The 23,786-nt window shown below is 66.1% G+C and carries 22 protein-coding genes and 2 tRNA genes; all 24 read left to right on the top strand.

Going from position 1 to position 23,786, the window contains the following annotated elements:
* The first annotated feature begins 195 nt into the window (after positions 1-195).
* Positions 196-837 (top strand): ATP-dependent Clp endopeptidase proteolytic subunit ClpP, encoded by a 642-nt coding sequence (clpP, locus tag C8P66_RS13960; protein WP_111398885.1) that lies wholly within the window; start codon positions 196-198, stop codon positions 835-837.
* A gap of 156 nt (positions 838-993) precedes the next feature.
* On the top strand, positions 994-2,250 hold the full coding sequence (gene clpX, locus C8P66_RS13955; RefSeq protein ID WP_111398884.1) for an ATP-dependent Clp protease ATP-binding subunit ClpX: 1,257 nt from the start codon (positions 994-996) through the stop codon (positions 2,248-2,250).
* 130 nt (positions 2,251-2,380) lie between these two features.
* Positions 2,381-4,783, top strand: coding sequence for an endopeptidase La (gene lon, locus C8P66_RS13950; protein ID WP_111398883.1), 2,403 nt, complete (start codon positions 2,381-2,383; stop codon positions 4,781-4,783).
* 206 nt (positions 4,784-4,989) lie between these two features.
* Positions 4,990-5,262, top strand: a complete 273-nt coding sequence (locus C8P66_RS13945) for an HU family DNA-binding protein (protein WP_111398951.1) — start codon at positions 4,990-4,992, stop codon at positions 5,260-5,262.
* A gap of 93 nt (positions 5,263-5,355) precedes the next feature.
* Positions 5,356-5,427 (top strand) — tRNA-Val (locus C8P66_RS13940).
* Between the two features lie 83 nt (positions 5,428-5,510).
* A tRNA-Asp gene (locus C8P66_RS13935) sits at positions 5,511-5,587 on the top strand.
* 185 nt (positions 5,588-5,772) lie between these two features.
* Positions 5,773-6,141 carry an NADH-quinone oxidoreductase subunit A gene (locus C8P66_RS13930; protein WP_111398882.1) on the top strand — a complete coding sequence of 123 codons (369 nt, stop codon included), beginning with the start codon at positions 5,773-5,775 and terminating at the stop codon, positions 6,139-6,141.
* 5 nt (positions 6,142-6,146) lie between these two features.
* Positions 6,147-6,713, top strand: a complete 567-nt coding sequence (locus tag C8P66_RS13925) for a NuoB/complex I 20 kDa subunit family protein (protein ID WP_111398950.1) — start codon at positions 6,147-6,149, stop codon at positions 6,711-6,713.
* Positions 6,655-7,332 carry an NADH-quinone oxidoreductase subunit C gene (locus C8P66_RS13920; RefSeq protein WP_111398881.1) on the top strand — a complete coding sequence of 226 codons (678 nt, stop codon included), beginning with the start codon at positions 6,655-6,657 and terminating at the stop codon, positions 7,330-7,332. Before C8P66_RS13925 ends, C8P66_RS13920 begins: the two co-directional genes overlap by 59 nt.
* A 32-nt stretch (positions 7,333-7,364) precedes the next feature.
* Positions 7,365-8,528 carry an NADH-quinone oxidoreductase subunit D gene (locus C8P66_RS13915; RefSeq protein WP_245903537.1) on the top strand — a complete coding sequence of 388 codons (1,164 nt, stop codon included), beginning with the start codon at positions 7,365-7,367 and terminating at the stop codon, positions 8,526-8,528.
* The gene (locus tag C8P66_RS13910) at positions 8,525-9,127 is read left to right on the top strand and encodes a complex I 24 kDa subunit family protein (RefSeq protein ID WP_111398879.1); all 603 of its coding nucleotides are present in this window, start codon (positions 8,525-8,527) and stop codon (positions 9,125-9,127) included. The genes C8P66_RS13915 and C8P66_RS13910 overlap by 4 nt, the downstream gene beginning before the upstream one ends.
* A gap of 1 nt (position 9,128) precedes the next feature.
* Positions 9,129-10,430, top strand: a complete 1,302-nt coding sequence (gene nuoF, locus C8P66_RS13905; RefSeq protein ID WP_111398878.1) for an NADH-quinone oxidoreductase subunit NuoF — start codon at positions 9,129-9,131, stop codon at positions 10,428-10,430.
* 7 nt (positions 10,431-10,437) lie between these two features.
* Positions 10,438-12,465 (top strand): NADH-quinone oxidoreductase subunit NuoG, encoded by a 2,028-nt coding sequence (nuoG, locus tag C8P66_RS13900; protein ID WP_111398877.1) that lies wholly within the window; start codon positions 10,438-10,440, stop codon positions 12,463-12,465.
* Positions 12,466-12,471: 6 nt separating this feature from the next.
* Positions 12,472-13,482, top strand: a complete 1,011-nt coding sequence (gene nuoH / locus C8P66_RS13895) for an NADH-quinone oxidoreductase subunit NuoH (RefSeq protein WP_111398876.1) — start codon at positions 12,472-12,474, stop codon at positions 13,480-13,482.
* Between the two features lie 10 nt (positions 13,483-13,492).
* Positions 13,493-13,981 carry an NADH-quinone oxidoreductase subunit NuoI gene (gene nuoI / locus C8P66_RS13890; protein WP_111398875.1) on the top strand — a complete coding sequence of 163 codons (489 nt, stop codon included), beginning with the start codon at positions 13,493-13,495 and terminating at the stop codon, positions 13,979-13,981.
* On the top strand, positions 13,978-14,679 hold the full coding sequence (locus C8P66_RS13885; protein ID WP_111398874.1) for an NADH-quinone oxidoreductase subunit J: 702 nt from the start codon (positions 13,978-13,980) through the stop codon (positions 14,677-14,679). Before nuoI ends, C8P66_RS13885 begins: the two co-directional genes overlap by 4 nt.
* A complete protein-coding gene (gene nuoK, locus C8P66_RS13880; RefSeq protein WP_111398873.1) occupies positions 14,679-14,990 on the top strand; it encodes an NADH-quinone oxidoreductase subunit NuoK in 312 nt (103 codons plus the stop codon). Before C8P66_RS13885 ends, nuoK begins: the two co-directional genes overlap by 1 nt.
* Before the next feature lie 3 nt (positions 14,991-14,993).
* A complete protein-coding gene (nuoL, locus tag C8P66_RS13875) occupies positions 14,994-16,910 on the top strand; it encodes an NADH-quinone oxidoreductase subunit L (RefSeq protein ID WP_111398872.1) in 1,917 nt (638 codons plus the stop codon).
* Positions 16,907-18,427 (top strand): NADH-quinone oxidoreductase subunit M, encoded by a 1,521-nt coding sequence (locus tag C8P66_RS13870; RefSeq protein ID WP_111398871.1) that lies wholly within the window; start codon positions 16,907-16,909, stop codon positions 18,425-18,427. Before nuoL ends, C8P66_RS13870 begins: the two co-directional genes overlap by 4 nt.
* Positions 18,424-19,842, top strand: coding sequence for an NADH-quinone oxidoreductase subunit NuoN (gene nuoN, locus C8P66_RS13865; protein ID WP_111398870.1), 1,419 nt, complete (start codon positions 18,424-18,426; stop codon positions 19,840-19,842). The genes C8P66_RS13870 and nuoN overlap by 4 nt, the downstream gene beginning before the upstream one ends.
* Entirely contained in the window at positions 19,839-20,561 is a 723-nt protein-coding gene (locus tag C8P66_RS13860) for a biotin--[acetyl-CoA-carboxylase] ligase (protein WP_111398869.1), read from the top strand. The genes nuoN and C8P66_RS13860 overlap by 4 nt, the downstream gene beginning before the upstream one ends.
* 8 nt (positions 20,562-20,569) lie before the next feature.
* Complete coding sequence (locus C8P66_RS13855) at positions 20,570-21,403, top strand: type III pantothenate kinase (RefSeq protein ID WP_111398949.1); 834 nt, start codon at positions 20,570-20,572, stop codon at positions 21,401-21,403.
* Positions 21,404-21,454: 51 nt separating this feature from the next.
* On the top strand, positions 21,455-23,104 hold the full coding sequence (locus tag C8P66_RS13850) for a ribonuclease J (RefSeq protein WP_111398868.1): 1,650 nt from the start codon (positions 21,455-21,457) through the stop codon (positions 23,102-23,104).
* A complete protein-coding gene (locus tag C8P66_RS13845) occupies positions 23,101-23,364 on the top strand; it encodes a DUF1467 family protein (protein ID WP_111398867.1) in 264 nt (87 codons plus the stop codon). Before C8P66_RS13850 ends, C8P66_RS13845 begins: the two co-directional genes overlap by 4 nt.
* Positions 23,365-23,786: the final 422 nt, after the last annotated feature.

Below are 23,786 nucleotides of genomic sequence, written 5' to 3'. Positions count from 1 at the left end.
GCCGACGCCCCCCCTTTTCGCGGGGCGTCGCTTATCCCATGTTCACAGGTGCCGGGTAGGGTGTCGCTGGCGGGGCGACACAAACCTCATCCCAGGGGGCCTTTCGTGTCCGGCCGTGCCTCTCGTGGGGCGGCCGGGGCGGCGGGGGGCCAGACCCGGTTTCGCGCCCTCCGTCGGGCGGCAAGGGGCTAGTCAATGCGCGATCGTGATCCCGTCGAAGTCTACAACAACTCGCTCGTGCCCATGGTGGTCGAGCAGACCGCCCGCGGTGAGCGGGCCTTCGACATCTATTCCAGGCTGCTGAAAGAGCGGATCATCTTCCTGACGGGGCCGGTCTACGACCAGGTTTCGGCGGTGATCTGTGCCCAGTTGCTGTTCCTTGAGAGCGAAAATCCCAACAAGGATATCGCCTTCTACATCAACAGCCCGGGCGGCGTGGTTTCGGCCGGCCTCGCGATGTACGACACCATGCAGTACATCCGCGCCCCGGTGAGCACCGTCTGCCTCGGCATGGCGGCGAGCATGGGCAGCCTGCTGCTGACCGCCGGCGAGAAGGGCAAGCGCTTCGCCCTGCCGAACAGCCGCATCATGGTCCATCAGCCCTCGGGCGGGGCCCAGGGCCAGGCGACGGACATCGAGATCCAGGCGCGGGAAATCCTCGACCTGCGCAAGCGGTTGAACCTGATCTACGTGCACCACACCGGCCAGCCGATCGAGGAGATCGAGCGCAAGCTCGAGCGCGACAGCTACATGTCGGCCGAGGAGGCGCAGGCCTTCGGGTTGATCGACCAGGTGGTGTCGCAGCGGCCGTTGACCGCGGCCGAGGCCAAGGCCTGACCCGCCCGATGACGCGGGCGCGGCGACGCGACCTCCGATCTTCCTTGTCGGTGACGGCGAGGCTACACTTCAGGGACGGGGGCCAGACGCCCCCCTGGGTTCGCCTGTGGGGGACGGGACAGGTCCCGTCTTCTCCGGAAGCCCGCTAGGAGAGTCATGAGCAAATCCAGCGACTCGAAGAACACCCTGTATTGTTCGTTCTGCGGTAAGTCGCAGCACGAGGTCCGCAAGTTGATTGCCGGGCCGACGGTGTTCATATGCGACGAATGCGTCGAGCTTTGCATGGATATCATCCGTGAAGAGCACAAGACGCATCTCGTGAAGTCGCGCGATGGGGTGCCGACACCGAAGGAGATCTGCAAGGTCCTCGATGATTACGTCATCGGGCAGACCCATGCGAAGAAGGTCCTGTCGGTCGCGGTCCACAACCATTACAAGCGGTTGGCGCATCAGGCGAAGAACGCCGATGTCGAGATCGCGAAATCCAACATCATGCTGGTCGGCCCGACCGGCAGCGGCAAGACGCTGCTGGCCCAGACCCTGGCCCGCATCCTCGACGTGCCCTTCACCATGGCCGATGCGACGACGCTGACCGAGGCCGGCTACGTGGGCGAGGATGTCGAGAACATCATCCTCAAGCTGCTGCAGGCCGCGGATTACAACGTCGAGCGGGCGCAGCGCGGCATCGTCTATATCGACGAGGTCGATAAGATCAGCCGCAAGTCGGATAATCCCTCGATCACCCGCGATGTGAGCGGGGAGGGCGTCCAGCAGGCGCTGCTCAAGATCATGGAGGGCACGGTCGCCAGCGTTCCGCCCCAGGGCGGCCGCAAGCATCCGCAGCAGGAGTTCCTGCAGGTCGATACCTCCAACATCCTGTTCATCGTCGGCGGCGCCTTCGCCGGGCTGGAGCGGATCATCGCGGCGCGCGGCAAGGGGTCGGGCATCGGCTTCGGCGCCGAGGTCCGTGGGCCCGATGAGCGTCGCACAGGTGCAATCCTGCGTGAGGTCGAGCCCGAGGATCTGCTGAAATTCGGCCTGATCCCCGAGTTCATCGGCCGCCTGCCGGTGGTCGCGACGCTTGAGGACCTGGATGAGCCGGCGCTGATCGAGATCCTGACCAAGCCGAAGAACGCCCTGGTGAAGCAGTACCAGCGCCTGTTCGAGATGGAGGGCGCCAAGCTCACCTTCACGGATGAGGCGATGCAGTCGGTCGCCAAGCGGGCGATCCTCCGCAAGACCGGGGCGCGCGGGTTGCGCTCGATCATGGAGAACATCCTGCTGACCACCATGTTCGACCTGCCTGGGCTGGAGGATGTGGAGGAGGTTGTGGTGAACCGTGAGGTCGCGGAAGGCCGCGCGACGCCGCTCTTCATCCATGGTCAACGCCAGGCGGAGCAGTCCTCAGCCTGACGCAGGGCTCAGGGTTCGCGCATGATCTTGTCCATGCGCGAACCCTTCCCATTTAAATTGCTACCGTGGCGGTCCGGTCGCATGCCGATTCCCGGGTGCGACCCCGCCGATCGTCCTTCGTGAGGTCCCCATGACGGAAACCATCCGCGGCGAGCTTCTGCCCGTTCTGCCGCTCCGTGATATTGTCGTTTTCCCACACATGATCGTGCCGCTCTTCGTCGGCCGTGAAAAATCCGTACGCGCTCTGGAAGCCGTGATGCGGGAGGACAAGCAGATCCTTCTGGTCGCCCAGAAGAACGCCGCCCAGGACGATCCCGCCGCCACCGACCTCTATGAGGTCGGGACCGTCGCGACGGTGCTGCAACTGCTGAAGCTGCCGGACGGCACCGTGAAGGTGCTGGTCGAGGGCAGCCGCCGCGCCAGCATCACCGCCTGGAAAGAGACGGAAACCCATTTCGAGGCCTATGCCGCCCCGATCGAGGAAGAGCCCGCCGATGCGCGGGAGCTTGAGGCGCTGTCGCGCAGCGTGGTCTCGCAGTTCGAGGCCTATATCAAGCTGAACAAGAAGATCGCGCCCGAGGTGCTGGTCTCGATCAACCAGATCGATGAGCCGGCCAAGCTCGCGGATACGGTCGCCTCGCATCTGAACCTGAAGATCGCCGAGAAGCAGGAACTGCTGGAGATCGTGCCCATCCAGGCGCGGTTGGAGCGGGTCTTCGCCCATATGGAAGGCGAGATCGGCGTCCTGCAGGTCGAGAAGCGCATCCGCAACCGCGTCAAGCGGCAGATGGAGAAGACCCAGCGCGAGTACTATCTGAATGAGCAGCTGAAGGCCATTCAGAAGGAGCTGGGCGAGGGCGAGGAAGGCAAGGACGAATCCGCCGAACTCGAAGCCAAGATCAAGGCGACCAAGCTTTCGCCGGAAGCCCGTGAAAAGGCGATGGCCGAGCTGAAGAAGCTGCGGACCATGAGCCCGATGTCGGCCGAGGCCACGGTCGTGCGCAACTACCTGGATTGGATCCTGTCGATCCCCTGGAAGAAGCGCAGCAAGGTCAAGAACGACGTCGTCAAGGCGGAGGCCGTGCTTGAGGCCGACCACTATGGTCTCGACAAGGTCAAGGAACGCATCCTTGAATATCTGGCGGTGCAGTCGCGCAGCCCGAAGATCAAGGGGCCGATCCTGTGCCTCGTCGGTCCTCCGGGTGTCGGCAAGACCTCGCTCGGCAAGTCGATCGCCAAGGCGACCGGGCGGACCTTCGTGCGCATGTCGCTCGGCGGCGTGCGGGACGAGGCCGAGATCCGTGGCCACCGGCGCACCTATATCGGCTCCATGCCGGGCAAGGTGATCCAGGGCATGAAGAAGGCCAAGACCAGCAACCCGCTGTTCCTGCTGGATGAGATCGACAAGCTCGGCAATGACTGGCGCGGCGATCCGTCCAGCGCGCTGCTGGAGGTGCTCGACCCCGAGCAGAATGCGACCTTCGCCGATCACTATTTGGAGGTGGATTACGACCTCTCGGATGTGATGTTCGTCACCACGGCGAACAGCCTGCGGATGCCGCAGCCGCTGCTCGATCGCATGGAGATCATCCGTGTCTCCGGCTACACCGAGGATGAGAAGGTCGAGATCGCCAAGCGCCATCTGCTGCCCAAGGTCAATGAGGCCAATGGGCTGAAGGAGGGCGAATGGAGCCTGACCGACGAGGCGCTGCTCGACCTGGTGCGCTTCTACACGCGTGAGGCCGGTGTCCGCTCCCTGGAGCGGGAACTCGGCGGCCTGGCGCGGAAGGCGGTGCGCGAAATCGTGGCCAAGAAGGCCAAGAAGGTCGCGATGAACCGGAAGAACCTCGACAAGTATGCCGGGATTCGGAAGTACCGCTATGGCGAGGCGGAAGCCGAGGACATGGTGGGCTGCGTCACCGGCCTCGCCTGGACCGAGGTTGGCGGCGAGATCCTGACCATCGAAAGCGTCATCGTGCCGGGCAAGGGCAAGGTGCAGACCACGGGCAAGCTCGGCGACGTGATGCAGGAAAGCGTCTCCGCGGCGCTGTCCTACGTCCGCAGCCGCAGCATCACCTTCGGCATCAAGCCCACCCTGTTCGAGAAGCGGGACATCCACGTCCACGTGCCCGAGGGGGCGACCCCGAAGGACGGCCCCTCGGCCGGCATCGCGATGGCGACCTCCATCGTCTCCATCCTGACCGGCATCCCGGTCCGCAAGGATGTGGCGATGACGGGCGAGATCACGCTGCGCGGCCGGGTGCTGCCGATCGGCGGGTTGAAGGAGAAGCTGCTGGCGGCCCTGCGGGCGGGCGTCACCACGGTCTTCATCCCGAAGGAGAACGAGAAGGACCTCGCCGAGATCCCGGAGAACGTGAAGAAGGGGCTGATCATCAAGCCCGTGAGCCACGTCGATGAGGTGATCGCCGAGGCCCTGGTGCGGCGGCCGGAGCCCATCACCTGGGAGGAACCGCCCGAGGCGCCCGCGGTCGCGGCGACGCCGGCGGCGGTATTGCCCAGCCTGCCGCATTGAGCCTGGAGCAGGGGGGTGGCGAGAGCCATCCCCCTGTTGCCGTTGGGGCGCGGATTGGGTCGATCACGCAGAAATCGGCGGATAACCTGGGCAATTCGGGACGCGCGTCGTTGACGGGCGGAAAGCGGCCTACCTACTGTGCGGACAATGCGTCCTCGCGATTCTGCCTGGACGTCGCACACCCGCTGTTGGAGGGGGCTTCCATCGTGAACAAACAGGATCTGGTCAACGTCATCGCCGAAGCAGGCGATCTGTCCAAGGCCAAGGCGGGCGACGTGCTCGACGCCGTGTTCGACGCCGTGCAGGACGCGTTGAAGAAGAAGGAAGAGGTCCGGCTGGTGGGCTTCGGCACCTTCAGCACCTCCGGGCGTAAGGCCGGCAAGGGCCGCAATCCCCGCACCGGTGAGGAAATTACCATCGAAGCGACGACCACCGTCCGCTTCAAGGCCGGCAAGGCCCTGAAGGATGCGGTGAACTGAGCCGTCATCGCTGACAGGTTTTTCCGAAGAGGGCCGCTCCGTGAGGATCGGCCCTTTTCTTTTGGCCCCCGCGCACAGTATCCAGGCCGAAGAGGGCGCTTAGCTCAGCGGTAGAGCGTCTCGCTTACACCGAGATGGCCGGCGGTTCGATCCCGTCAGCGCCCATTCCACCCCCCGGATTTTGCACATCGCGACTGCCATCGGGTTGACACACCCCGGCCGCCCCCATACACCCCGCCTCGCTGGATGCGGGTGTAGCTCAGTTGGTTAGAGCGCCGGCCTGTCACGCCGGAGGTCGCGGGTTCGAGCCCCGTCACTCGCGCCAGCCCCCTTTCGAACGCCGTCGGTTAACACCGGCGGCGTTCTTGTTTTCCGGGGCTTGCGGGCCTATGGCGCGGTACTGGCGGGGCTAGTATGGTCCGGCCACGCTGCGGTGCGGCATGCCGAACCGTGGTAACGCGACGCGCCGACACCGCTTGGGTGCCAGCGTGTCAGATCTGTCGAGGCACCATGACCGAGCCCCTTCTGGCCGAGTATTTCCCGATCCTGGTCTTCCTCGGGATCGCCGCGGCCATCGCCATCGCGATGGTCGGCGGCTCCGTGCTGGCCGCGCACCAGAAGCCGGATTCCGAGAAGCTCTCGGCCTATGAATGCGGCTTCGAGCCCTTCGACGACACGCGCCGCCGCTTCGACGTGCGCTTCTATCTGGTCGCCATCCTGTTCATCATTTTCGACCTGGAAGTGGCCTTCCTGTTCCCCTGGGCGGTGACGCTCGGGCAGATCGGCTGGCTCGGCTTCGCCTCGATGATGGGGTTCCTCGGCGTGCTGACGGTCGGGTTCATCTATGAATGGCGCAAGGGCGCCCTGGATTGGGAGTGACCGGCATGAGCGTCACCGGCATGAGCGACAATGCGGTCGCCTGGAACCAGCAGGCCCTTCCCCCCGGCCCGGCGCAGGACGCCGTGCTGCAGGATGTGAACGACGAGATCACCGACAAGGGCTTCGTCGTCGCCCAGATCGACAAGGTCGTGAACTGGGCACGCACGGGCAGCCTCTGGCCGATGACCTTCGGCCTCGCCTGCTGCGCGGTGCCGATGATCCACGCCTATATGCCGCGCTACGACCTCGACCGGTTCGGCATCATCCCGCGCGGTTCGCCGCGGCAGTCGGATGTGATGATCGTCGCCGGCACGCTGACCAACAAGATGGCCCCGGCCTTGCGCAAGGTTTACGACCAGATGCCGGAACCCCGCTGGGTGATCAGCATGGGCTCCTGCGCCAATGGCGGCGGCTACTACCATTACTCCTACAGCGTGGTGCGCGGCTGCGACCGCATCGTGCCGGTGGACATCTACGTGCCGGGCTGCCCGCCGACCGCCGAGGCGCTGGTCTATGGCATCCTGCAATTGCAGAAGAAGATCCGCCGGACGGGGACCATCCTCCGTGGCTGATCTGACTGCGCTTGGCGAAGCCATCGCCGCCGCCGCCCCCGCCGGCGTCATCAGCCACGTCCATGTGCCGCGCGGCGCCGAGCTTTGCCTGCATGCCGACAAGCGCGCGCTGCTGCCGCTGCTGCTGATGCTGCGCGACGATCCGCGATTCGCGGCCGAGCAATGCATGGACATCTGCGGCGTGGACCACCCGGAGCGCCCCGAGCGATTCGAGATCGTCTACAATTTGCTGTCGCTGACCCATAACCATCGCATCCGGGTGATCGTCTCCACCGATGCGGCGACGCCGGTGCCCTCCGTCGTGGACATCTGGCCCTCGGCCACCTGGTACGAGCGTGAAGCCTGGGACATGTACGGCATCGTCTTCGAGGGCCAGAACGACCTGCGTCGATTGCTGACGGATTACGGTTTCGAAGGACATCCCCTGCGCAAGGATTTCCCCCTGACCGGCTTCGTCGAGCTGCGCTACGACCCCGAGCGCCGCGCCGTCGCCTATGGCCCGGTGCAGTTGACGCAGGACTATCGCAACTTCGACTTCCTCTCCCCATGGGAGGGCATGACCAGCCTGCCGGGGGACGAGAAGGTGCATCTGAACCGGATCGAGGGGCCGAGCCCGTGAGCACTGCTGCCCCCGAGCCCCGCGTTTTCGAGATGGACAGCCACACCATCAACTTCGGCCCGCAGCATCCCGCCGCGCATGGCGTGCTGCGGCTGATCCTGGAGTTGAAGGGGGAGGTCGTCGAACGCGCCGATCCGCATATCGGCCTGCTGCATCGCGGCACCGAGAAGCTGATCGAGCACAAGACCTATATCCAGGCGCTGCCCTATTTCGACCGGCTCGATTACGTCGCGCCGATGAACCAGGAGCATGCCTTCGCCCTGGCGACCGAGCGGCTGCTCGGCATCGAGGCGCCGGAGCGGGCGCAGTATATCCGGGTGCTCTTCGCCGAAATCGGCCGCATCCTGAACCATCTGCTGAACATCACGACCTATGCGCTGGATTGCGGCGCCATCACCCCGAGCCTCTGGGGCTTCGAGGAGCGCGAGAAGCTTCTGGAATTCTACGAGGCGACCAGCGGCTCGCATTACCACGCGAATTATTTCCGCCCCGGTGGGGTCGCCAAGGATCTGCCCGCCGGGCTGGAGGCGCGCATCGGCGCCTGGGCCGATACCTTCCCCAAGTTCATCGACGATCTCGATGCGCTGCTCTCGGGCAACCGCATCTTCAAGCAGCGCACCGTCGATATCGGCGCGATGAGCGCCGAGCAGGCGATGGCCTGGGGCTTCTCCGGCCCCTGCCTGCGCGCCTCGGGCTGCGCCTGGGACCTGCGCCGCAGCCAGCCCTATGACGTCTATGACCGCATGGACTTCGAGATCCCGGTCGGGCGCCACGGCGATTGCTATGACCGCTACCTCGTCCGCATGCTGGAAATGCGCGAGAGCCTGAAGATCATCCATCAGTGCCTGGCGCAGATGAAGCCCGGCCCGATCAAGATCCAGGACAACAAGATCACCCCGCCGACACGCGGCGAGATGAAGCGGTCGATGGAATCGCTGATCCATCACTTCAAGCTCTACACCGAGGGCTATCACGTGCCGACGGGCGAGACCTACACCGTCGTCGAGGCGCCCAAGGGCGAGTTCGGCGTCTATCTCGTCGCCGATGGCAGCAACAAGCCGTATCGCTGCAAGATCCGCGCGCCGGGCTTCCCGCATCTGCAGGCGATCGAAGTGCTGTCCAAGGGCCATATGCTGGCCGATGCCGTGGCGATCATCGGGTCCCTCGATATCGTCTTCGGGGAGATCGACCGATGAGCGAGCCGACCGAGTTTTCCTTCGACGCCGACAGCGAAGCCAAGATCACGATGATCCTGGCCCGCTACCCGGAGGGCAAGCAGGCCAGCGCGGTGATCCCGTTGCTCTATCTCGTGCAGAAGCAGATGGGCCGGCTGACCGGCAGCGCCTGGCTGCCGCGCGTGGCGATGGATGTGGTGGCCGATCGCCTCGGCATGGCGCCGATCCGCGTCTACGAGGTCGCGACCTTCTATCTGATGTTCAACACCAAGCCGATCGGCCGCTACCATTTGCAGGTCTGCGGCACCACGCCGTGCTGGCTGCGCGGCTCGGATGATGTGCTGCGCGCCTGCAAGGATGCGGGCGCCCTCAAGGGCTATGGCGACAGCAGCGCCGACGGGCTGTTCACCTTGACCGAGGTCGAATGCCTCGGCGGCTGCGTGAACGCGCCGGTGCTGCAGGTCGATGACGACTACTACGAGGATTTGGACTACGCCCGCACGGTGGCGCTGATCGAGGCGCTGAAGCGCGGCGAACGCCCGCCGATCGGCAGCAGCATCGGCCGCCAGACCAGCGCGCCCGAAGGCGGTCCCATGGTGCTCACCGGTGCGGAGAACTGAGATGGCGCTGGCTGATCGCGATCGCATCTTCACCAACCTCTATGGCACGCAGCCGTGGAACCTCGCCGATGCGCAGAAGCGCGGCGACTGGGACGGCACGGCCGCGATCATGGCCAAGGGTCGTGACTGGATCGTCGAGGAAATGAAGCAGTCGGGCCTGCGCGGCCGTGGCGGCGCGGGATTTCCGACCGGGTTGAAGTGGTCCTTCATGCCGAAGGAACGCCCGGCCGATGGCCGCCCGGTCTATCTCGTCATCAACGCCGATGAATCCGAGCCCGGCACCTGCAAGGACCGCGACATCCTGCGGCACGATCCGCACAAGCTGATCGAGGGCGCGCTGCTCGCCGGCATGGCGATGGGCGCGACCGCCGGCTACATCTATTATCGCGGCGAGTACTTCAACGAAGGCAATATCCTGCAGGCCGCGATCGATGAGGCCTATGACGCGGGGCTGCTCGGCAAGAACGCGGCCGGCAGCGGCTATGATTTCGAGCTCTACACGCATCGCGGCGCCGGCGCCTATATCTGCGGCGAGGAAACCGCGCTGCTCGAAAGCCTGGAAGGCAAGAAGGGGATGCCGCGGCTGAAGCCGCCGTTCCCCGCCGCCGTCGGCCTCTATGGCTGCCCGACCACGGTCAACAATGTCGAGACCATCGCGGTGGTGCCGACCATCCTGCGTCGCGGGGCGAGCTGGTTCTCCAGCTTCGGCCGGCCGAAGAATTCCGGCACCAAGATCTTTTGCTTGCAAGGGCATGTGAACAAGCCCTGCAACGTCGAAGCCGAGATGAGCATCCCGCTGCGCGAGCTGATCGACCGCTATGCGGGCGGCGTGCGCGGGGGGTGGGACAACCTGCTGGCGGTGATCCCGGGCGGATCCTCGACGCCGATGCTGCCGAAGGCGATCTGCGATGATGTGCTGATGGATTTCGACGCGCTGCGCGACCACAAGACCGGCCTCGGCACCGCGGGCGTGATCGTGATGGACAAGTCCACCGATCTGATCAAGGCGATCGCCCGCCTCGCGCAATTCTACAAGCATGAGAGCTGCGGCCAGTGCACCCCTTGCCGTGAGGGCATGGGCTGGATGAAGCGGGTCATGGACCGCATGACCGAGGGCCGCGCCGAGGTCGCCGAGATCGACGTGCTGGAACAGGTCACCCGTCAGATCGAGGGGCACACCATCTGCGCCTTCGCCGATGGCGCCGTCTGGCCGATCCAGGGGCTGATCCGCCACTTCCGCCCGCTGATGGAAGAGCGCATCGCCGATTACCGAACCCGCAAACTGCCCATGGCGGCGGAGTGAGCGCCCGATGACCAAGCTCTTCGTCGATGGTGTCGAAGTCGAGGTGCCGGCCGGCTCCTCCGTGTTGCAGGCCTGCGAAGTCGCGGGGCGGGAGATCCCGCGCTTCTGCTACCACGAGCGCCTTTCGGTCGCCGGCAATTGCCGCATGTGCCTGGTGGAAGTGGAGAAGGCGCCCAAGCCCGTCGCCTCCTGCGCCTATCCCGTCGCCGAGGGCATGAAGGTCTTCACCGACACGCCGATGGTGCGCAACGCGCGGCGCAACGTGATGGAATTCCTGCTGATCAACCATCCGCTGGATTGCCCGATCTGCGACCAGGGCGGCGAATGCGATCTGCAGGACCAGGCCGTCGCCTATGGCAAGGATGGCTCGCGCTTCCTGGAACAGAAGCGCGCGGTGAAGGACAAGTATGTCGGTCCGCTGATCAAGACGATCATGAACCGCTGCATCCATTGCACCCGCTGCATCCGTTTTGCGACCGAGGTCGCCGGCGTACCGGAACTGGGTGCGACGGGGCGCGGCGAGAACATGGAAGTCGGCACCTATGTCGAGAAGGCGCTGACGACCGAACTGGCCGGCAACCTCATCGACCTCTGCCCGGTCGGCGCGCTGACCAGCCGGCCCTATGCCTTCGTCTCGCGGCCTTGGGAATTGCGCAAGACCGATAGCGTGGACGTGCTGGATGCGGTGGGAGCGGCGATCCGCATCGACACCCGCGGCCCGGAAGTGCTGCGCATCCTGCCGCGCACCAATGAGGATGTGAACGAGGAGTGGCTGGGCGACCGCTCGCGCTTCTCCTTCGACGGGTTGAAGCGCAAGCGGCTGGACCGGCCCTGGATCCGCCGCGACGGCAAGCTCGTCGCCGCCTCCTGGCCCGAGGCTTTTGCGGCGATCGCGGAGAAGCTGAAGCCGCTCTCCGGCGACCGCATCGGCGCCGTGGCCGGCGACCTCGTGGATGCCGAAAGCGTCGTGGCGCTGAAGGATCTGATGGCCGGCCTCGGCAGCGAGAACCTCGACTGTCGCCAGGATGGCGCCGCACTCGATGCCTCCCGCCGCGAATTTTACGTCTTCGGCAGCGGCATCGCCGGGATCGATGACGCCGACGCCCTGGTCATCATCGGCAGCAACCCGCGCACCGAGGCGCCGGTGCTCAACGCCCGCATCCGCAAGCGCTGGCTGGCCGGCAAGTTCCCGGTCGGTTTCGTCGGCCCGGCCGGCATCGACCTCACCTATCCGGTGACGGCGCTGGGCGAGGGGCCGAGCGCAATCGCCGATGCCGCCGCGATCCTGAAGGACGCCAAGCACCCCATGGTCCTGGTCGGACGCGGTGCGCTGGCGCGGCCGGATGGCGCGGCCGTCGCCGCCGCCGCCTGGGCGCTGCTGCGCGGCGCCGAGGGGCTGCGGGCGGATTGGAACGGCTTCTGCGTGCTGCATCAGTTCGGCGGGCAGGTCGGCGCGCTCGACCTCGGCTTCGTGCCGGGGCCGCAGGGGCGCAGCCTCGGGGGCATGCTGGGCGGGGGCGTGGATGCGCTCTGGCTGCTGGGCGCGGATGGCTTCGACCCGGCGCTGATCGGGCCGGAGACCTTCGTGATCTACCAGGGCCATCACGGCGACCGCGCCGCGTCGCGCGCCGATGTGATCCTGCCGGGTGCCGCCTATACCGAGAAAGAGGCGACCTACGTGAACACCGAGGGCCGGGTGCAGCGCGGCCGCGCCGCCGTCGCCCCCCCGGGCGAGGCCCGCGAGGATTGGCGCATCCTGCGCGCCTTCTCGGCGGTGCTCGGCACGCCCTTGCCCTATGACACCATCGAGGCGGTGCGCGCGCGCATGGCGGCGGTGAACCCGGTGTTCGGCAGCGGCTTCCTCACCGCGGCCTGCAGCGACCCGGCGGGGCCGGCCGGCGATCCGGCGGCGCTTGGGGACGCACCCTTCGTGCCGCCGATCCCGGTCTATTGGCAGGCGGACTGCATCAGCCGGGCCTCGGCGACCATGGCCGAATGCGCGCGGGTCATCCCCCCCGCCATGGCGGCGGAGTAGCCCGGCATGGATGCGTTTCTCGCGACCCCGCTCGGCATCCTGGCGCTGACCGTCGCCAAGGCCCTGGCGCTGCTGGTGCCGCTGCTGCTGGCGGTGGCCTATCTCACCTGGGCGGAGCGGAAAGTCCTGGCGCTGATGCAACTGCGGAAGGGGCCGAATGTGGTCGGGCCCTTCGGCCTGCTGCAGCCCTTCGCCGATGCGCTGAAGATGCTGATGAAGGAGACGATCATCCCGTCCGGCGCCTCCCGCGCGCTGTTCGTGATGGCGCCGATGATCACCTTTGGCCTCGCGATGATCGCCTGGGCGGTGATCCCGGTCAGCGACGGCTGGGCGATCGCCGATATCAACGTCGGCGTGCTGTATCTCTTCGCGATCTCCTCGCTTGGCGTCTATGGCGTGATCGTCGCGGGCTGGGCCAGCAATTCCAAATACGCCTTCCTCGGCGCGCTGCGCTCGGCGGCGCAGATGGTGTCCTACGAAGTCTCCATGGGCTTCGTCATCGTGACGGTGCTGCTCTGCGTCGGCTCGTTGAACCTGACCGATGTGGTCCGGGCGCAGGAACACATCTGGTTCTTCATCCCGCTGTTCCCGATGTTCGTGATCTTCTTCATCAGCGCCTTGGCCGAGACCAATCGCGCGCCCTTCGATCTGCCCGAGGGCGAGAGCGAGCTCGTCGCCGGCTTCTTCGTGGAATACAGCAGCCTGTCCTTCGGGCTCTTCTTCCTCGGCGAATACGCCAACATGATCCTGATGTCGGCGCTGGTGACGATCCTGTTCCTGGGCGGCTGGTATCCGCCTTTTGCCATCGAACCGCTGACCTGGATTCCCGGCCCGCTGTGGTTCATCGCCAAGATCTGCTTCTGCCTGTTTGTCTTCATCTGGGTGCGGGCGACCTTCCCGCGCTACCGCTACGACCAGCTGATGCGGCTGGGGTGGAAGGTGTTCCTGCCTTTCAGCCTCTTCTGGCTGGTGTTGACCGCGGCCGTGCTGAAATTGACCGGCTGGCTGCCGGCTTAGGGGATAGACCATGCCCGCATTCGACAGCCTGGCGCGCAGCCTGCTCCTGACCGAGCTTCTGGCCGGCATGCGCCTGACCTTCATGACGATGTTCAAACCCAAGCCGACCATCGACTACCCGTTCGAGAAGGCGCCGATCAGCCCGCGCTTCAAGGGCGAGCACGCGCTGCGCCGCTACCCCAATGGCGAGGAGCGCTGCATCGCCTGCAAGCTGTGTGAGGCCGTCTGCCCCGCCCAGGCGATCACCATCGAGGCCGAACCGCGTGAGGACGGCTCCCGCCGCACCACGCGCTACGACATCGACATGACCAAGTGCATCTACTGCGGCTTGTGCGAGGAAGCCTGCCCGGTGGACGCCATCGTCGAGGGGCCGAACCTGGAATTCGCGGTCGAGACGCGGGAGGAGCTGTTCTACGACAAGGACCGGCTGCTCGCGAACGGCGACCGCTGGGAAACCTTGCTGGCCAAGCGCCTCGAACTGGATGCGCCCTACCGATGATCGCAGCCCTCGCGTTCTATTTCTTCGCCGCGATCCTGATCGCTTCCGCCGTGATGGTGGTGACCAGCCGCAACCCCGTGCACAGCGTGCTGTTTCTCATTCTGTGCTTCTTCAACGCCTCGGCGCTGTTCCTGATCGCGGGGGCGGAGTTCCTCGCGATGATCCTGGTCATCGTCTATGTCGGCGCGGTCGCGGTGCTGTTCCTCTTCGTCGTCATGATGCTGGACATCGACTTCGCCCGGCTGCGGGAAGGCTTCCAGCGCTACGCTCCGGTGGGCGCGGCGGTCGGTGGCGTGCTGTTCCTGGAACTGCTGATGGTGCTGGGCACCTGGCGCTTCGCGGATGATGCGGCGAGCCTGCGGATCAATCCCACGACCCCCGGCGGCATCAGCAACACCGCGGCGATCGGGCGCATCCTCTATACGGATTACATCTATCTGTTCCAGGCAAGCGGCGCCGTCCTGCTGGTCGCGATGCTGGGCGCCATCGTGCTGACCCTGCGCGACCGTCCCGGCACCAAGCGGCAGAGCGTGGCCGTGCAGGTCGCGCGCGATCCGAAGCTTGTGGAAACCCGGGCCGTGGCGCTTGGCGCCGGGCTCGACACCATCGGCATCCGCCGGCCGCTGCCGCCGCCGGAACCGCCGAAGAAGGTGGAACACGCCGCGGATCACGCCGCGGATCATGGGGGGCATCACTGATGTTCGACATCGGCCTCGTCCATTATTTGACCGTGGGTGCGATCCTCTTCGTGCTCGGGATCTTCGGCATCTTCCTGAACCGCAAGAACGTCATCGTCATCCTGATGTCGGTGGAGTTGATCCTGCTCGCGGTGAACATGAACCTGGTCGGCTTCTCCTCGGTCCTGCAGGATCTGACCGGGCAGATCTTCGCCATGCTGATCCTGACGGTCGCCGCGGCGGAAGCGGCGATCGGGCTGGCCATCGTCGTCATCTACTACCGCAATCGCGGCAGCATCGAGGTCGAAGACATTTCGACCCTGAGGGGCTAGGCCATGTTCGTCGGCGCGATCTTCTTCCCCCTGCTCGGCGCCTGCATCGCGGGGTTCTTCGGCCGTCTGATCGGCGACCGGGCGGCGCAATGGGCGACGGTGGTCTGCATGGCGCTGGCCGCGGCCTGCGGCGTCGCCGCCTTCTTCCAGGTCGGCTTCGCCGAGGCGGACCGCACCCTTGAGATCGGCACCTGGATCGATGTCGGCGGGCTGCAGGTGGTCTGGGCCCTGCGCTATGACACGCTGAGTGCCGTGATGGTCGGGATGGTGACCTTCATCTCGACGCTGATCCACCTCTACAGCGTCGGCTACATGTCGCATGACCCGACACGGCCGCGTTTCTTCGCCTATCTGTCGCTGTTCACCTTCATGATGCTGATGCTGGTGACGGCGAACGACCTGTTGCAGCTGTTCTTCGGCTGGGAAGGGGTGGGCCTCTGCTCCTACCTGCTGATCGGCTATTACTATGAGCGTGAAAGCGCCAATCGCGCGGCGATGAAGGCCTTCATCGTCAACCGGGTCGGCGATTTCTTCTTCATGCTGGGCATGGCGCTGACCTTCTGGACCTTCGGCAGCATCAACTTCGACGACATCTTCCTCTCGGTGCCGGAGGCGGTGGGCAAGACCATCGGCGGCATGCCGGTGCTGGAGGTGATCGGCGTGCTGCTCTTCCTCGGCGCCTGCGGCAAATCGGCGCAGTTGGGCCTGCACACCTGGTTGCCGGATGCGATGGAGGGGCCGACGCCCGTCTCAGCACTGATCCATGCCGCGACCATGGTCACCGCCGGCGTGTTCCTGATGGCGCGGATGTCGCCGCTGATGGAATACGCGCCGGTCGCCTTGGCCATCGTGACCATCGTGGGGGCCAGCACCGCCGTCTTCGCCGCGACGATCGGCTGCGTGCAGAACGACATCAAGCGCATCATCGCCTATTCGACCTGCTCGCAGCTTGGCTACATGTTCTTCGCGGTCGGCGTGGGCGCCTATCAGGGCGCGGTGTTTCACCTCTTCACCCATGCCTTCTTCAAGGCGCTGCTGTTCCTGGGCGCGGGCTCCGTCATCCATGCGATGAGCGACGAGCAGGACATCCGCAAGATGGGCGGCATCTGGAACAAGATCCCGGTCACCTATGCGGTGATGTGGATCGGCAGCCTGGCCCTGGCCGGCGTGCCGCTCTTCGCCGGCTTCTACTCCAAGGATTTCGTGCTGGAGGCCGCCTTCGCCGCCCATACCGGCGTCGGCCTATATGCCTTCGTCGCCGGGCTGATCGCGGCCTTCCTGACCGCCTTCTACTCCTGGCGCCTGTTGATCCTGGTGTTCCACGGCGCACCCCGGGCCGATGCCCATACCATGGAGCATGTCCATGAAAGCCCCGCGGTGATGCTGATCCCGCTGCTGGTGCTGGCGGCGGGGGCGATCTTCGCGGGCGCCGTCTTCGCCCCGTATTTCGTCGGCCATGGCTTCGAGGAGTTCTGGCGCGACTCCATCTTCAACGGGCCGGACAACGACATCATGCATGCGGTGCATGAGGTGCCGGGCTGGGTGCCGCTGGCGCCGACCGTGCTGGGCGTCCTCGGCATCGTCCTGGCCGGGCTGCTCTATCTGGTCTTCCCGGCGGTGCCGGGCAGGCTCGCGACCCAGTTCCAGGGCATTTATCTGTTCCTGCTGAACAAGTGGTACTTCGACGAACTCTACGATCACATCTTCATCCAGCCCTTCCGCCGCCTCTCCGTGTTCCTGTGGAAGACCGGCGACGCCAAGATCATCGACGGCATGCCGAATGGCGTCGCCGAGATCGCGGTGGATGTCGCGCGCGGCGCGGTGCGGTTGCAGTCGGGACGGGTCGCCAACTACGCCTTCGCGATGATCATCGGGCTGGTGGTCTTCATCTCCGTCTATCTGTTCGGGGCCCTCCGATGAACGTCCTCGGCTTCCCGCTGCTCTCGCTGCTGACCTTCCTGCCGCTGGTCGGCTGCGCGATCATCCTCTCGGTGCGGGGGGATGAGGCGGTGGTCGCGTCCAACGCGCGCTGGACCGCGCTCTGGACCAGCCTGATCATCTTCGCCCTGTCGCTGATGCTCTGGGTCAACTTCGACCAGGGCAGCGCCGAGTTCCAGTTCGAGGAGAACCTGGCCTGGCTGCCGGACTTCGGCCTGTCCTACCACATGGGCGTCGATGGCATCTCGGTGCTCTTCGTCCTGCTCTCCACCTTGCTGACGCCGATCTGCATCCTCGCTTCCTGGGAGTCGGTGCAGACCCGGGTCCGCGAATACATGATCGCCTTCCTGGTCCTCGAGACCATGATGGTCGGCATGTTCTGCGCGCTGGACTTCGTGCTGTTCTACGTCTTCTTCGAAGGCGTGCTGATCCCGATGTTCCTCATCATCGGCGTCTGGGGCGGGCCGCGGCGGGTCTATGCGGCCTACAAGTTCTTCCTCTACACGCTGCTCGGCTCGGTGCTGATGCTGCTGGCGATCCTGGCGCTGTGGTTCCAGGCCGGCACCACCGATATCCCGGCGCTGTTCGACCTGCAGCTCTCGGTGCCGATGCAGAGCTGGATCTTCGTCGCCTTCCTCGCCTCCTTCGCGGTGAAGGTGCCGATGTGGCCGGTGCATACCTGGCTGCCGGATGCGCATGTCGAGGCACCGACCGGCGGCTCGGTCATCCTGGCCGGCGTGCTGCTCAAGATGGGCGGATACGGCTTCCTGCGCTTCAGCCTGCCGCTGCTGCCGCAGGCGGTGGAAACCTTCGCGCCCTTCATCTTCGCGCTCTCGGTGGTCGCGGTGGTCTATACCTCGATGGTCGCCTTCGCCCAGTCGGACATGAAGAAGCTGATCGCCTATTCGTCGGTCGCCCATATGGGCATCGTGACGCTTGGCATCTTCACCATGAACCAGCAGGGCATCTCGGGCGCGATCTTCCAGATGCTGAGCCATGGCATCGTCGCCGGCGCGCTCTTCCTCTGCGTCGGCGTGCTCTACGACCGGGTGCACAGCCGCGAGATCGCGCGCTACGGCGGGGTCGCCAAGATCATGCCGACCTATGCGGTGATCTTCATGCTCTTCACCTTGGCCTCGGTGGCACTTCCCGGCACCGCCGGCTTCCCGGGCGAATTCCTGGTGCTGGTCGGCGCCTGGAAGGCGAACCCGATGGTGGCGGCGCTGGCGGCACTCGGGATGATCCTGGGCGCTGCCTATATGCTCTACCTCTATCGCCGCGTGATCTTCAGCGCGATCACTCGCCAGGATCTGCGGGCGCTGCTGGACCTCAGCCCGCGCGAGATCGCGGTCTTCGCGCCGCTGGTGGTGCTGACCCTGTGGATGGGGATCTATCCCTCCTCCTTCCTGTCTTTCTTTGAAGTCTCGGTGGCGGCATTGGTGGAGCGGCATGAGGCCGCACTCGCCTTGCCGCGGCTGGCGGGGGTCATCGCGCCATGAACTGGACCTTGCTGCTGCCCGAGATCGTGCTCGGCGTCTCCGGGCTGATCGCCATCGTGGCGGGGGTGATCCCCAAGCGGGACACGACCTTCCCCGTGGCGCTCGGCGTGCTGGGGGCGATGCTGCTGGCCGCCGTGCTGGTGATCGGCCAGGGCGAGGGCACCGCCATGGGCGGGCAATACGCCGCCGATGCCTTCACCCGCTTCGCCAAGCTGCTGGTGCTGCTGGGGGCCGCCGGCGGCCTCGTGCTGTCGCTGGACTGGAATGAGAAGGAGGGTCTGTCCCGCTTCGAATTCCCCGTCCTGATCCTGTTCGCGACGCTCGGGATGATGGTGCTGGTTTCGGCCAACGACCTGATGTCGCTGTATCTGGGGCTCGAGCTGATGTCGCTCGCGCTCTATGTCATGGCCGCCTTCAATCGCGACGATGGCCGCTCGGCCGAGGCGGGGCTGAAGTATTTCGTCCTGGGCGCGCTGGCCTCCGGCTTGCTGCTCTATGGCGCCTCGCTGATCTATGGCTTCTCGGGGACCACCAATTTCGACCGGATCGCCGATGCGGTGGATTCCTCCGCCGGCAACCTCGGCGTGGTGGTTGGGCTGGTGTTCGTGATCGCCGGCCTCGCCTTCAAGATCAGCGCCGTGCCGTTCCACATGTGGACGCCCGATGTCTATGAGGGCGCGCCGACCCCGGTGACCGGCTTCTTCGCCGCCGCCCCCAAGGTCGCCGGGCTGCTGCTGCTGGCCCGCGTGCTGCAAGGCCCCTTCGCGGCCCTGGCGCCGGCCTGGCAGCAGGTGATCGTGCTGGCCTCGCTCGGCTCGATGCTGCTCGGCGCCTTCGCCGCGATCGGGCAGACCAACATCAAGCGGCTGATGGCCTATTCCTCGATCGGGCATGTCGGCTACGCGTTGATGGGTCTCGCGGTCGGCTCGGATGCGGGCATGCGCGGGCTGCTGCTCTACATCGCCATCTATCTGTTCATGAACCTCGGCGCCTTCGCCGTGCTGGTCGCGATGCGTCGCGGCGGGCGGGCGCTGGAGGGGGTGGACGACCTCGCCGGCCTGGGCCGCACCGATCCGGGCATGGCCCTGGCGATGGCGGTGTTCATGTTCTCCATGGCCGGGATCCCGCCGCTCGCGGGCTTCTTCGGCAAGCTCTACGTCTTCCTCGCCGCGGTGCAGGGCGGCTATTGGACGCTGGCGGTGGTCGGCGTGCTCGCCTCGGTGGTCTCGGCCTACTACTACCTGCGGATCATCAAGGTCATGTATTTCGACGACTCCGCCGGCGCGATGGACCCGCGCCCGGCCGGGCTCTCGGTGGTGCTGGCCGGCAGCGGGCTGTTCACCGCGCTGTTCTTCCTGTTTCCCGCCCCGATCCTTGCCGCGGCACAAGCGGCCGTTGCCGCCTTGATGGGATGATCACGGGCGCACCCGCATGGCGGCTGCGCCGCTATGCTCATCTGCCCAGTACGCAAACCCTCGCCGTGACTCTGGCCGAGGCCGATGAGCCCGAAGGCCTCGCCATCCTCGCCGACCGCCAGTCGGCGGGGCAGGGGACCCAGGGGCGGGTCTGGGAAGGGGCCAGCGGCAATCTGCACATCTCGATGCTGCTGCGCCCCCGCGGGCCCATGGCCGAGGTCGCGCAATACGCGCTCCTGGCCGGCATCGCCCTGGCCGAGGCCGTGGCCGGCTTCGCCCCCGATCCGGCCGCACTCAGCCTGAAATGGCCAAACGACCTGCTGCTGGGCGGCGCCAAGATGGCCGGCATCCTGACCCAGGCGGCCGCGCGGCCTGAGGGCGGGATCGACTGGGTCATCTTCGGTATCGGCGTGAACCTGGTCGCGGCACCCCCGGTGCCCGGGCGCAGCACGGCCTGCCTTGGCCGGGCGGTTCCGGTCGAGGCGCTCGCCGCGGCGCTGCTGGCCCGGATCGACCATTGGCGCCTGGTCCGCAGCGTCGAGGGCTTTGCCCCCATCCGCGCCGCCTGGCTCGCCCGCGGGCCGCAGCGCGGCACTTGGCTCAACCTCTCCCGCCCGGATATCTCCGGGCGGTTCGAGGGCTTGGGCGAGGATGGCTCGCTCCTGCTCGGCACCGCGGGGCGCATCCATGCCCTGCGTGCCGGCGAAATCCGGGATTGATCCTGCCGATGCTGCTCGCCGTGGACGCCGGGAACACGAATATCGTCTTTGCCGTGCATGACGGCGTGGACTGGCGTGGCCGCTGGCGGGTGGCGACCCGCGATGACCGGACGAGCGATGAATATGCCGTCTGGCTGATGGCGCTGCTGACCCATGCCGGGCTCAAGACCACCGACATCGACCGCTGCGTGATCGGCACGGTGGTGCCGGCAGCACTCTACAACCTGCGCCGGCTGTGCCGGGACTGGTTCGACTGTGAGCCGCTGGTGGCTCGCGCGCCCTTGGACTGGGGCTTCGACATCCGCGTGGACAGCCCGGGCGAGGTCGGCGCCGACCGCCTGCTGAACGTCCTCGCGGTGCATCACCACTACAAGGGCCCGGCGGTGGTGATCGATTTCGGCACCGCCACCACCTTCGATGTGGTGGACAAGGACGGGGCCTATCTCGGCGGTGTGATCGCGCCGGGGATCAATCTTTCGATAGATGCCTTGCACCGCGCCGCCGCCCGGCTGCCCCGGATCGGCATCGGCCGGCCGCAGGCGGTGATCGGGCGCAGCACGGTTCCTGCCATGCAATCAGGCATTTACTGGGGCTATGTCGGCTTGATCGAGGGCATCGTCTCCCGCATACGGGCCGAATACGGCAAGCCGTTGAAGGTCGTCGCGACCGGTGGCCTTGCCTCCCTCTTCGCCGAAGGCACGCTTGTGATCGAGCGGACCGATCCCGACATTACCCTCGAAGGGCTCCGCCTGCTGGCCGAACGCAATCCGGCGCCCGCCGTTTCCTTCGCGCGCATGCGTGACCCGCTGCTGAACGACACGCTGACGCCCGACCCCGACTGACACCCGATCAACCGCCCCACAGACTCAAGACACGGATAGAACAGACCAGGAATGAGCACGACCACCGGAGATTTCGCCTTCATCCCGCTCGGCGGGACAGGCGAGATTGGCATGAACCTTAATGTCTATCGTTGCGACGGATCGCTTCTCGCCATTGACTGCGGCATCGGCTTTGGGGGCGCGGACACGCCCGAAGCCGATGTGATGGTGCCCGACCCCGCCTGGCTCGCTGAAAAGCGGGACAAGCTGGTGGGGCTCGTCATCACCCACGCGCATGAGGACCACTTGGGCGCGGTTGCCGCCCTTTGGCCCATGCTGCGCTGCCCGGTCTATGCCGGCCCCTTCGCCGCGGCGGTGCTGCGGCGCAAGCTGGGCGAGGCCGGCCTCACGCGCGAGGTGCCGCTGCATACCATCCCCCTCGGCGGCAGCTTCGAGCTGGGGCCGTTCGGGCTGCGCTTCCTGCGCGTCACCCATTCGGTGCCCGAGGCGCAGGCGCTGGCGATCCGCACCCGGCATGGCCTCGTGGTCCATACCGGCGACTGGAAGCTCGACCCCGAGCCGCTGATCGGCCTGCCGACGGATGAGGCCGCCTTCGCCGCCCTTGGCGAGGAAGGCGTCCTGGCCATGGTCTGCGACAGCACCAATGCCATGGTCGAGGGCCATTCCGGCAGCGAGGCCGAGGTCCGCCGCAACTTCAAGGCGCTGCTCAAGGGCATGAGGGGCCGCGTCGCGGTCACCTGCTTCTCGACCAACGTCGCGCGGCTGGAATCCATCGCCCTGGGTGCGGCCGCCAATGGCCGCAAGGTCGCGCTGTTCGGCCGCTCGCTGCGCAATGCCGAGGCCGCGGCGCGGGAATGCGGCTACCTGCGCGGCATCCCCTCCTTCATCTCCGAGGATGCCGCAAGCTCGCTGCCCGACGACCAGCTGCTGATCATCGCGACCGGCAGCCAGGGCGAGCCGCGTTCGGCGCTGTCCAAGATCGCCGCCGACATCCACCCGAATATCGCGCTGGGTGAGGGGGATACGGTCATCTTCTCCTCCCGCATGATCCCGGGGAATGAGCGGGCGATCATCAAGGTCCAGGATGAGCTGGCGCGCGCCGGCTGCCGGGTGATGACGGCCGAGGACCATATGGTCCATGTCTCCGGCCATCCGGCCCGGGATGAGCTGAAGAAGCTCTATGCGCTGGTGAAGCCGAAGTATTCGGTGCCGGTGCATGGCGAATGGCGGCATCTGTCCGAACACGCCGCCTTGGCCGAATCCTGCGGCGCGATTCCTTTCCTGATCGAGGATGGCGACATCCTCCGGCTTGGACCCGGCAAGCCGGATATCGCGGGCGATGTGCCCTTCGGCCGGCTGGTGGTCGATGGCGAGCGGCTGCTGCCGCTCGATGGCAACGTCCTCGCGGCGCGGAAGAAGATGCTGTTCAACGGCGTCGTCATCGCCTCCCTCGCGGTCGATCAGACCGGGCGGGTCATGGGGATTCCCCGGATCAGCGCGCCGGGCCTGTTCGATGAGCAGGATCCCGCGGCTGGCCAGATCGCGACCGAGCTGGCCCGTGGCATCGGCGACCTCTCCGGGCCCACGCGCAAGGAGGATGGCAGCCTGCGTGAGGCCGCCCGGCATCTGGTGCGCAAGGCCGTCGGCCGGCGTCTGCGCAAGCAGCGCCCGTCGGTCGAGGTGCATCTGATCCGCGTATGAGCTGGCTTACCGCCTTCGTCGTCTATTTCCTGATCTGGTGGCTGGTGCTCTTCGCCGTCCTCCCGATCGGGGTCCGCCCGGACGACGCGGGCGATCCCGCGGCCGGCGGCTGGCGCGGCGCGCCGCAGCGGCCGCGCATGGGCGCCAAGGTACTGGCGACCACGGTGATCGCGGCGGTGATCTTCATCGGAGTCTGGTGGCTGATTCAGAGCGAGTGGCTGTCATTCCGCAGCGACTGGCTCGCGGTTCAGGACCGCTAACGACCTTCTGCACACAAAATAGGCGGCAGGAGAGGCTATCCTCTCTTGCCGCCTATCCTGCGCGCAGTGTGATGCTGAGTGCTTGATTTTTGGAGCCGGGCGCCCGCGTTTCGCGTTGTTGAGCCCGACCCCTTCCGCCATTCTCATCTTCAGGAAGAGGGCTGGTCCTCTTCCTGCCGTGTGACTGGCGTTTCCTCCCTAAACTCGGGCCGCGTCCGCAAGGACTGCGGCCCGTTTTTTTTCTAGCCTGTGTCTTCCCGGACGCCAAGCGATTTCGGCCCGTCAAAGGCAGAAAACCGGCGAAAAGTTGTTTTTGGACGGGTGTTCTAGAAATTTTCTTGCTGCGGTGCAGCGTGACGCCCGCTCTGAGCGCAGGCAGCGTTCCCGTCCTTGCGGGGGTGCTTTAAGAAGGGGCGAGTCCC

The organism is Humitalea rosea, assembly GCF_003253705.1.
GTDB lineage: Bacteria > Pseudomonadota > Alphaproteobacteria > Acetobacterales > Acetobacteraceae > Humitalea > Humitalea rosea.
Note: the sequence above shows the minus strand (reverse complement) of the source record. Positions and strands in the feature narration are given on the sequence as shown.

Coding starts and splice junctions, on each gene's coding strand:
- C8P66_RS13930 (WP_111398882.1), top strand. CDS start 5,773: ATGACCGAGCCCCTTCTGGCCGAGTATTTCCCGATCCTGGTCTTCCTC.
- nuoF (WP_111398878.1), top strand. CDS start 9,129: ATGGCGCTGGCTGATCGCGATCGCATCTTCACCAACCTCTATGGCACG.
- C8P66_RS13860 (WP_111398869.1), top strand. CDS start 19,839: ATGATCACGGGCGCACCCGCATGGCGGCTGCGCCGCTATGCTCATCTG.
- lon (WP_111398883.1), top strand. CDS start 2,381: ATGACGGAAACCATCCGCGGCGAGCTTCTGCCCGTTCTGCCGCTCCGT.
- C8P66_RS13850 (WP_111398868.1), top strand. CDS start 21,455: ATGAGCACGACCACCGGAGATTTCGCCTTCATCCCGCTCGGCGGGACA.
- C8P66_RS13870 (WP_111398871.1), top strand. CDS start 16,907: ATGAACGTCCTCGGCTTCCCGCTGCTCTCGCTGCTGACCTTCCTGCCG.
- C8P66_RS13855 (WP_111398949.1), top strand. CDS start 20,570: ATGCTGCTCGCCGTGGACGCCGGGAACACGAATATCGTCTTTGCCGTG.
- nuoN (WP_111398870.1), top strand. CDS start 18,424: ATGAACTGGACCTTGCTGCTGCCCGAGATCGTGCTCGGCGTCTCCGGG.
- C8P66_RS13885 (WP_111398874.1), top strand. CDS start 13,978: ATGATCGCAGCCCTCGCGTTCTATTTCTTCGCCGCGATCCTGATCGCT.
- C8P66_RS13910 (WP_111398879.1), top strand. CDS start 8,525: ATGAGCGAGCCGACCGAGTTTTCCTTCGACGCCGACAGCGAAGCCAAG.
- nuoK (WP_111398873.1), top strand. CDS start 14,679: ATGTTCGACATCGGCCTCGTCCATTATTTGACCGTGGGTGCGATCCTC.
- nuoG (WP_111398877.1), top strand. CDS start 10,438: ATGACCAAGCTCTTCGTCGATGGTGTCGAAGTCGAGGTGCCGGCCGGC.
- clpP (WP_111398885.1), top strand. CDS start 196: ATGCGCGATCGTGATCCCGTCGAAGTCTACAACAACTCGCTCGTGCCC.
- clpX (WP_111398884.1), top strand. CDS start 994: ATGAGCAAATCCAGCGACTCGAAGAACACCCTGTATTGTTCGTTCTGC.
- nuoL (WP_111398872.1), top strand. CDS start 14,994: ATGTTCGTCGGCGCGATCTTCTTCCCCCTGCTCGGCGCCTGCATCGCG.
- C8P66_RS13845 (WP_111398867.1), top strand. CDS start 23,101: ATGAGCTGGCTTACCGCCTTCGTCGTCTATTTCCTGATCTGGTGGCTG.
- nuoH (WP_111398876.1), top strand. CDS start 12,472: ATGGATGCGTTTCTCGCGACCCCGCTCGGCATCCTGGCGCTGACCGTC.
- C8P66_RS13915 (WP_245903537.1), top strand. CDS start 7,365: ATGGACAGCCACACCATCAACTTCGGCCCGCAGCATCCCGCCGCGCAT.
- C8P66_RS13920 (WP_111398881.1), top strand. CDS start 6,655: ATGGCATCCTGCAATTGCAGAAGAAGATCCGCCGGACGGGGACCATCC.
- C8P66_RS13925 (WP_111398950.1), top strand. CDS start 6,147: ATGAGCGTCACCGGCATGAGCGACAATGCGGTCGCCTGGAACCAGCAG.
- nuoI (WP_111398875.1), top strand. CDS start 13,493: ATGCCCGCATTCGACAGCCTGGCGCGCAGCCTGCTCCTGACCGAGCTT.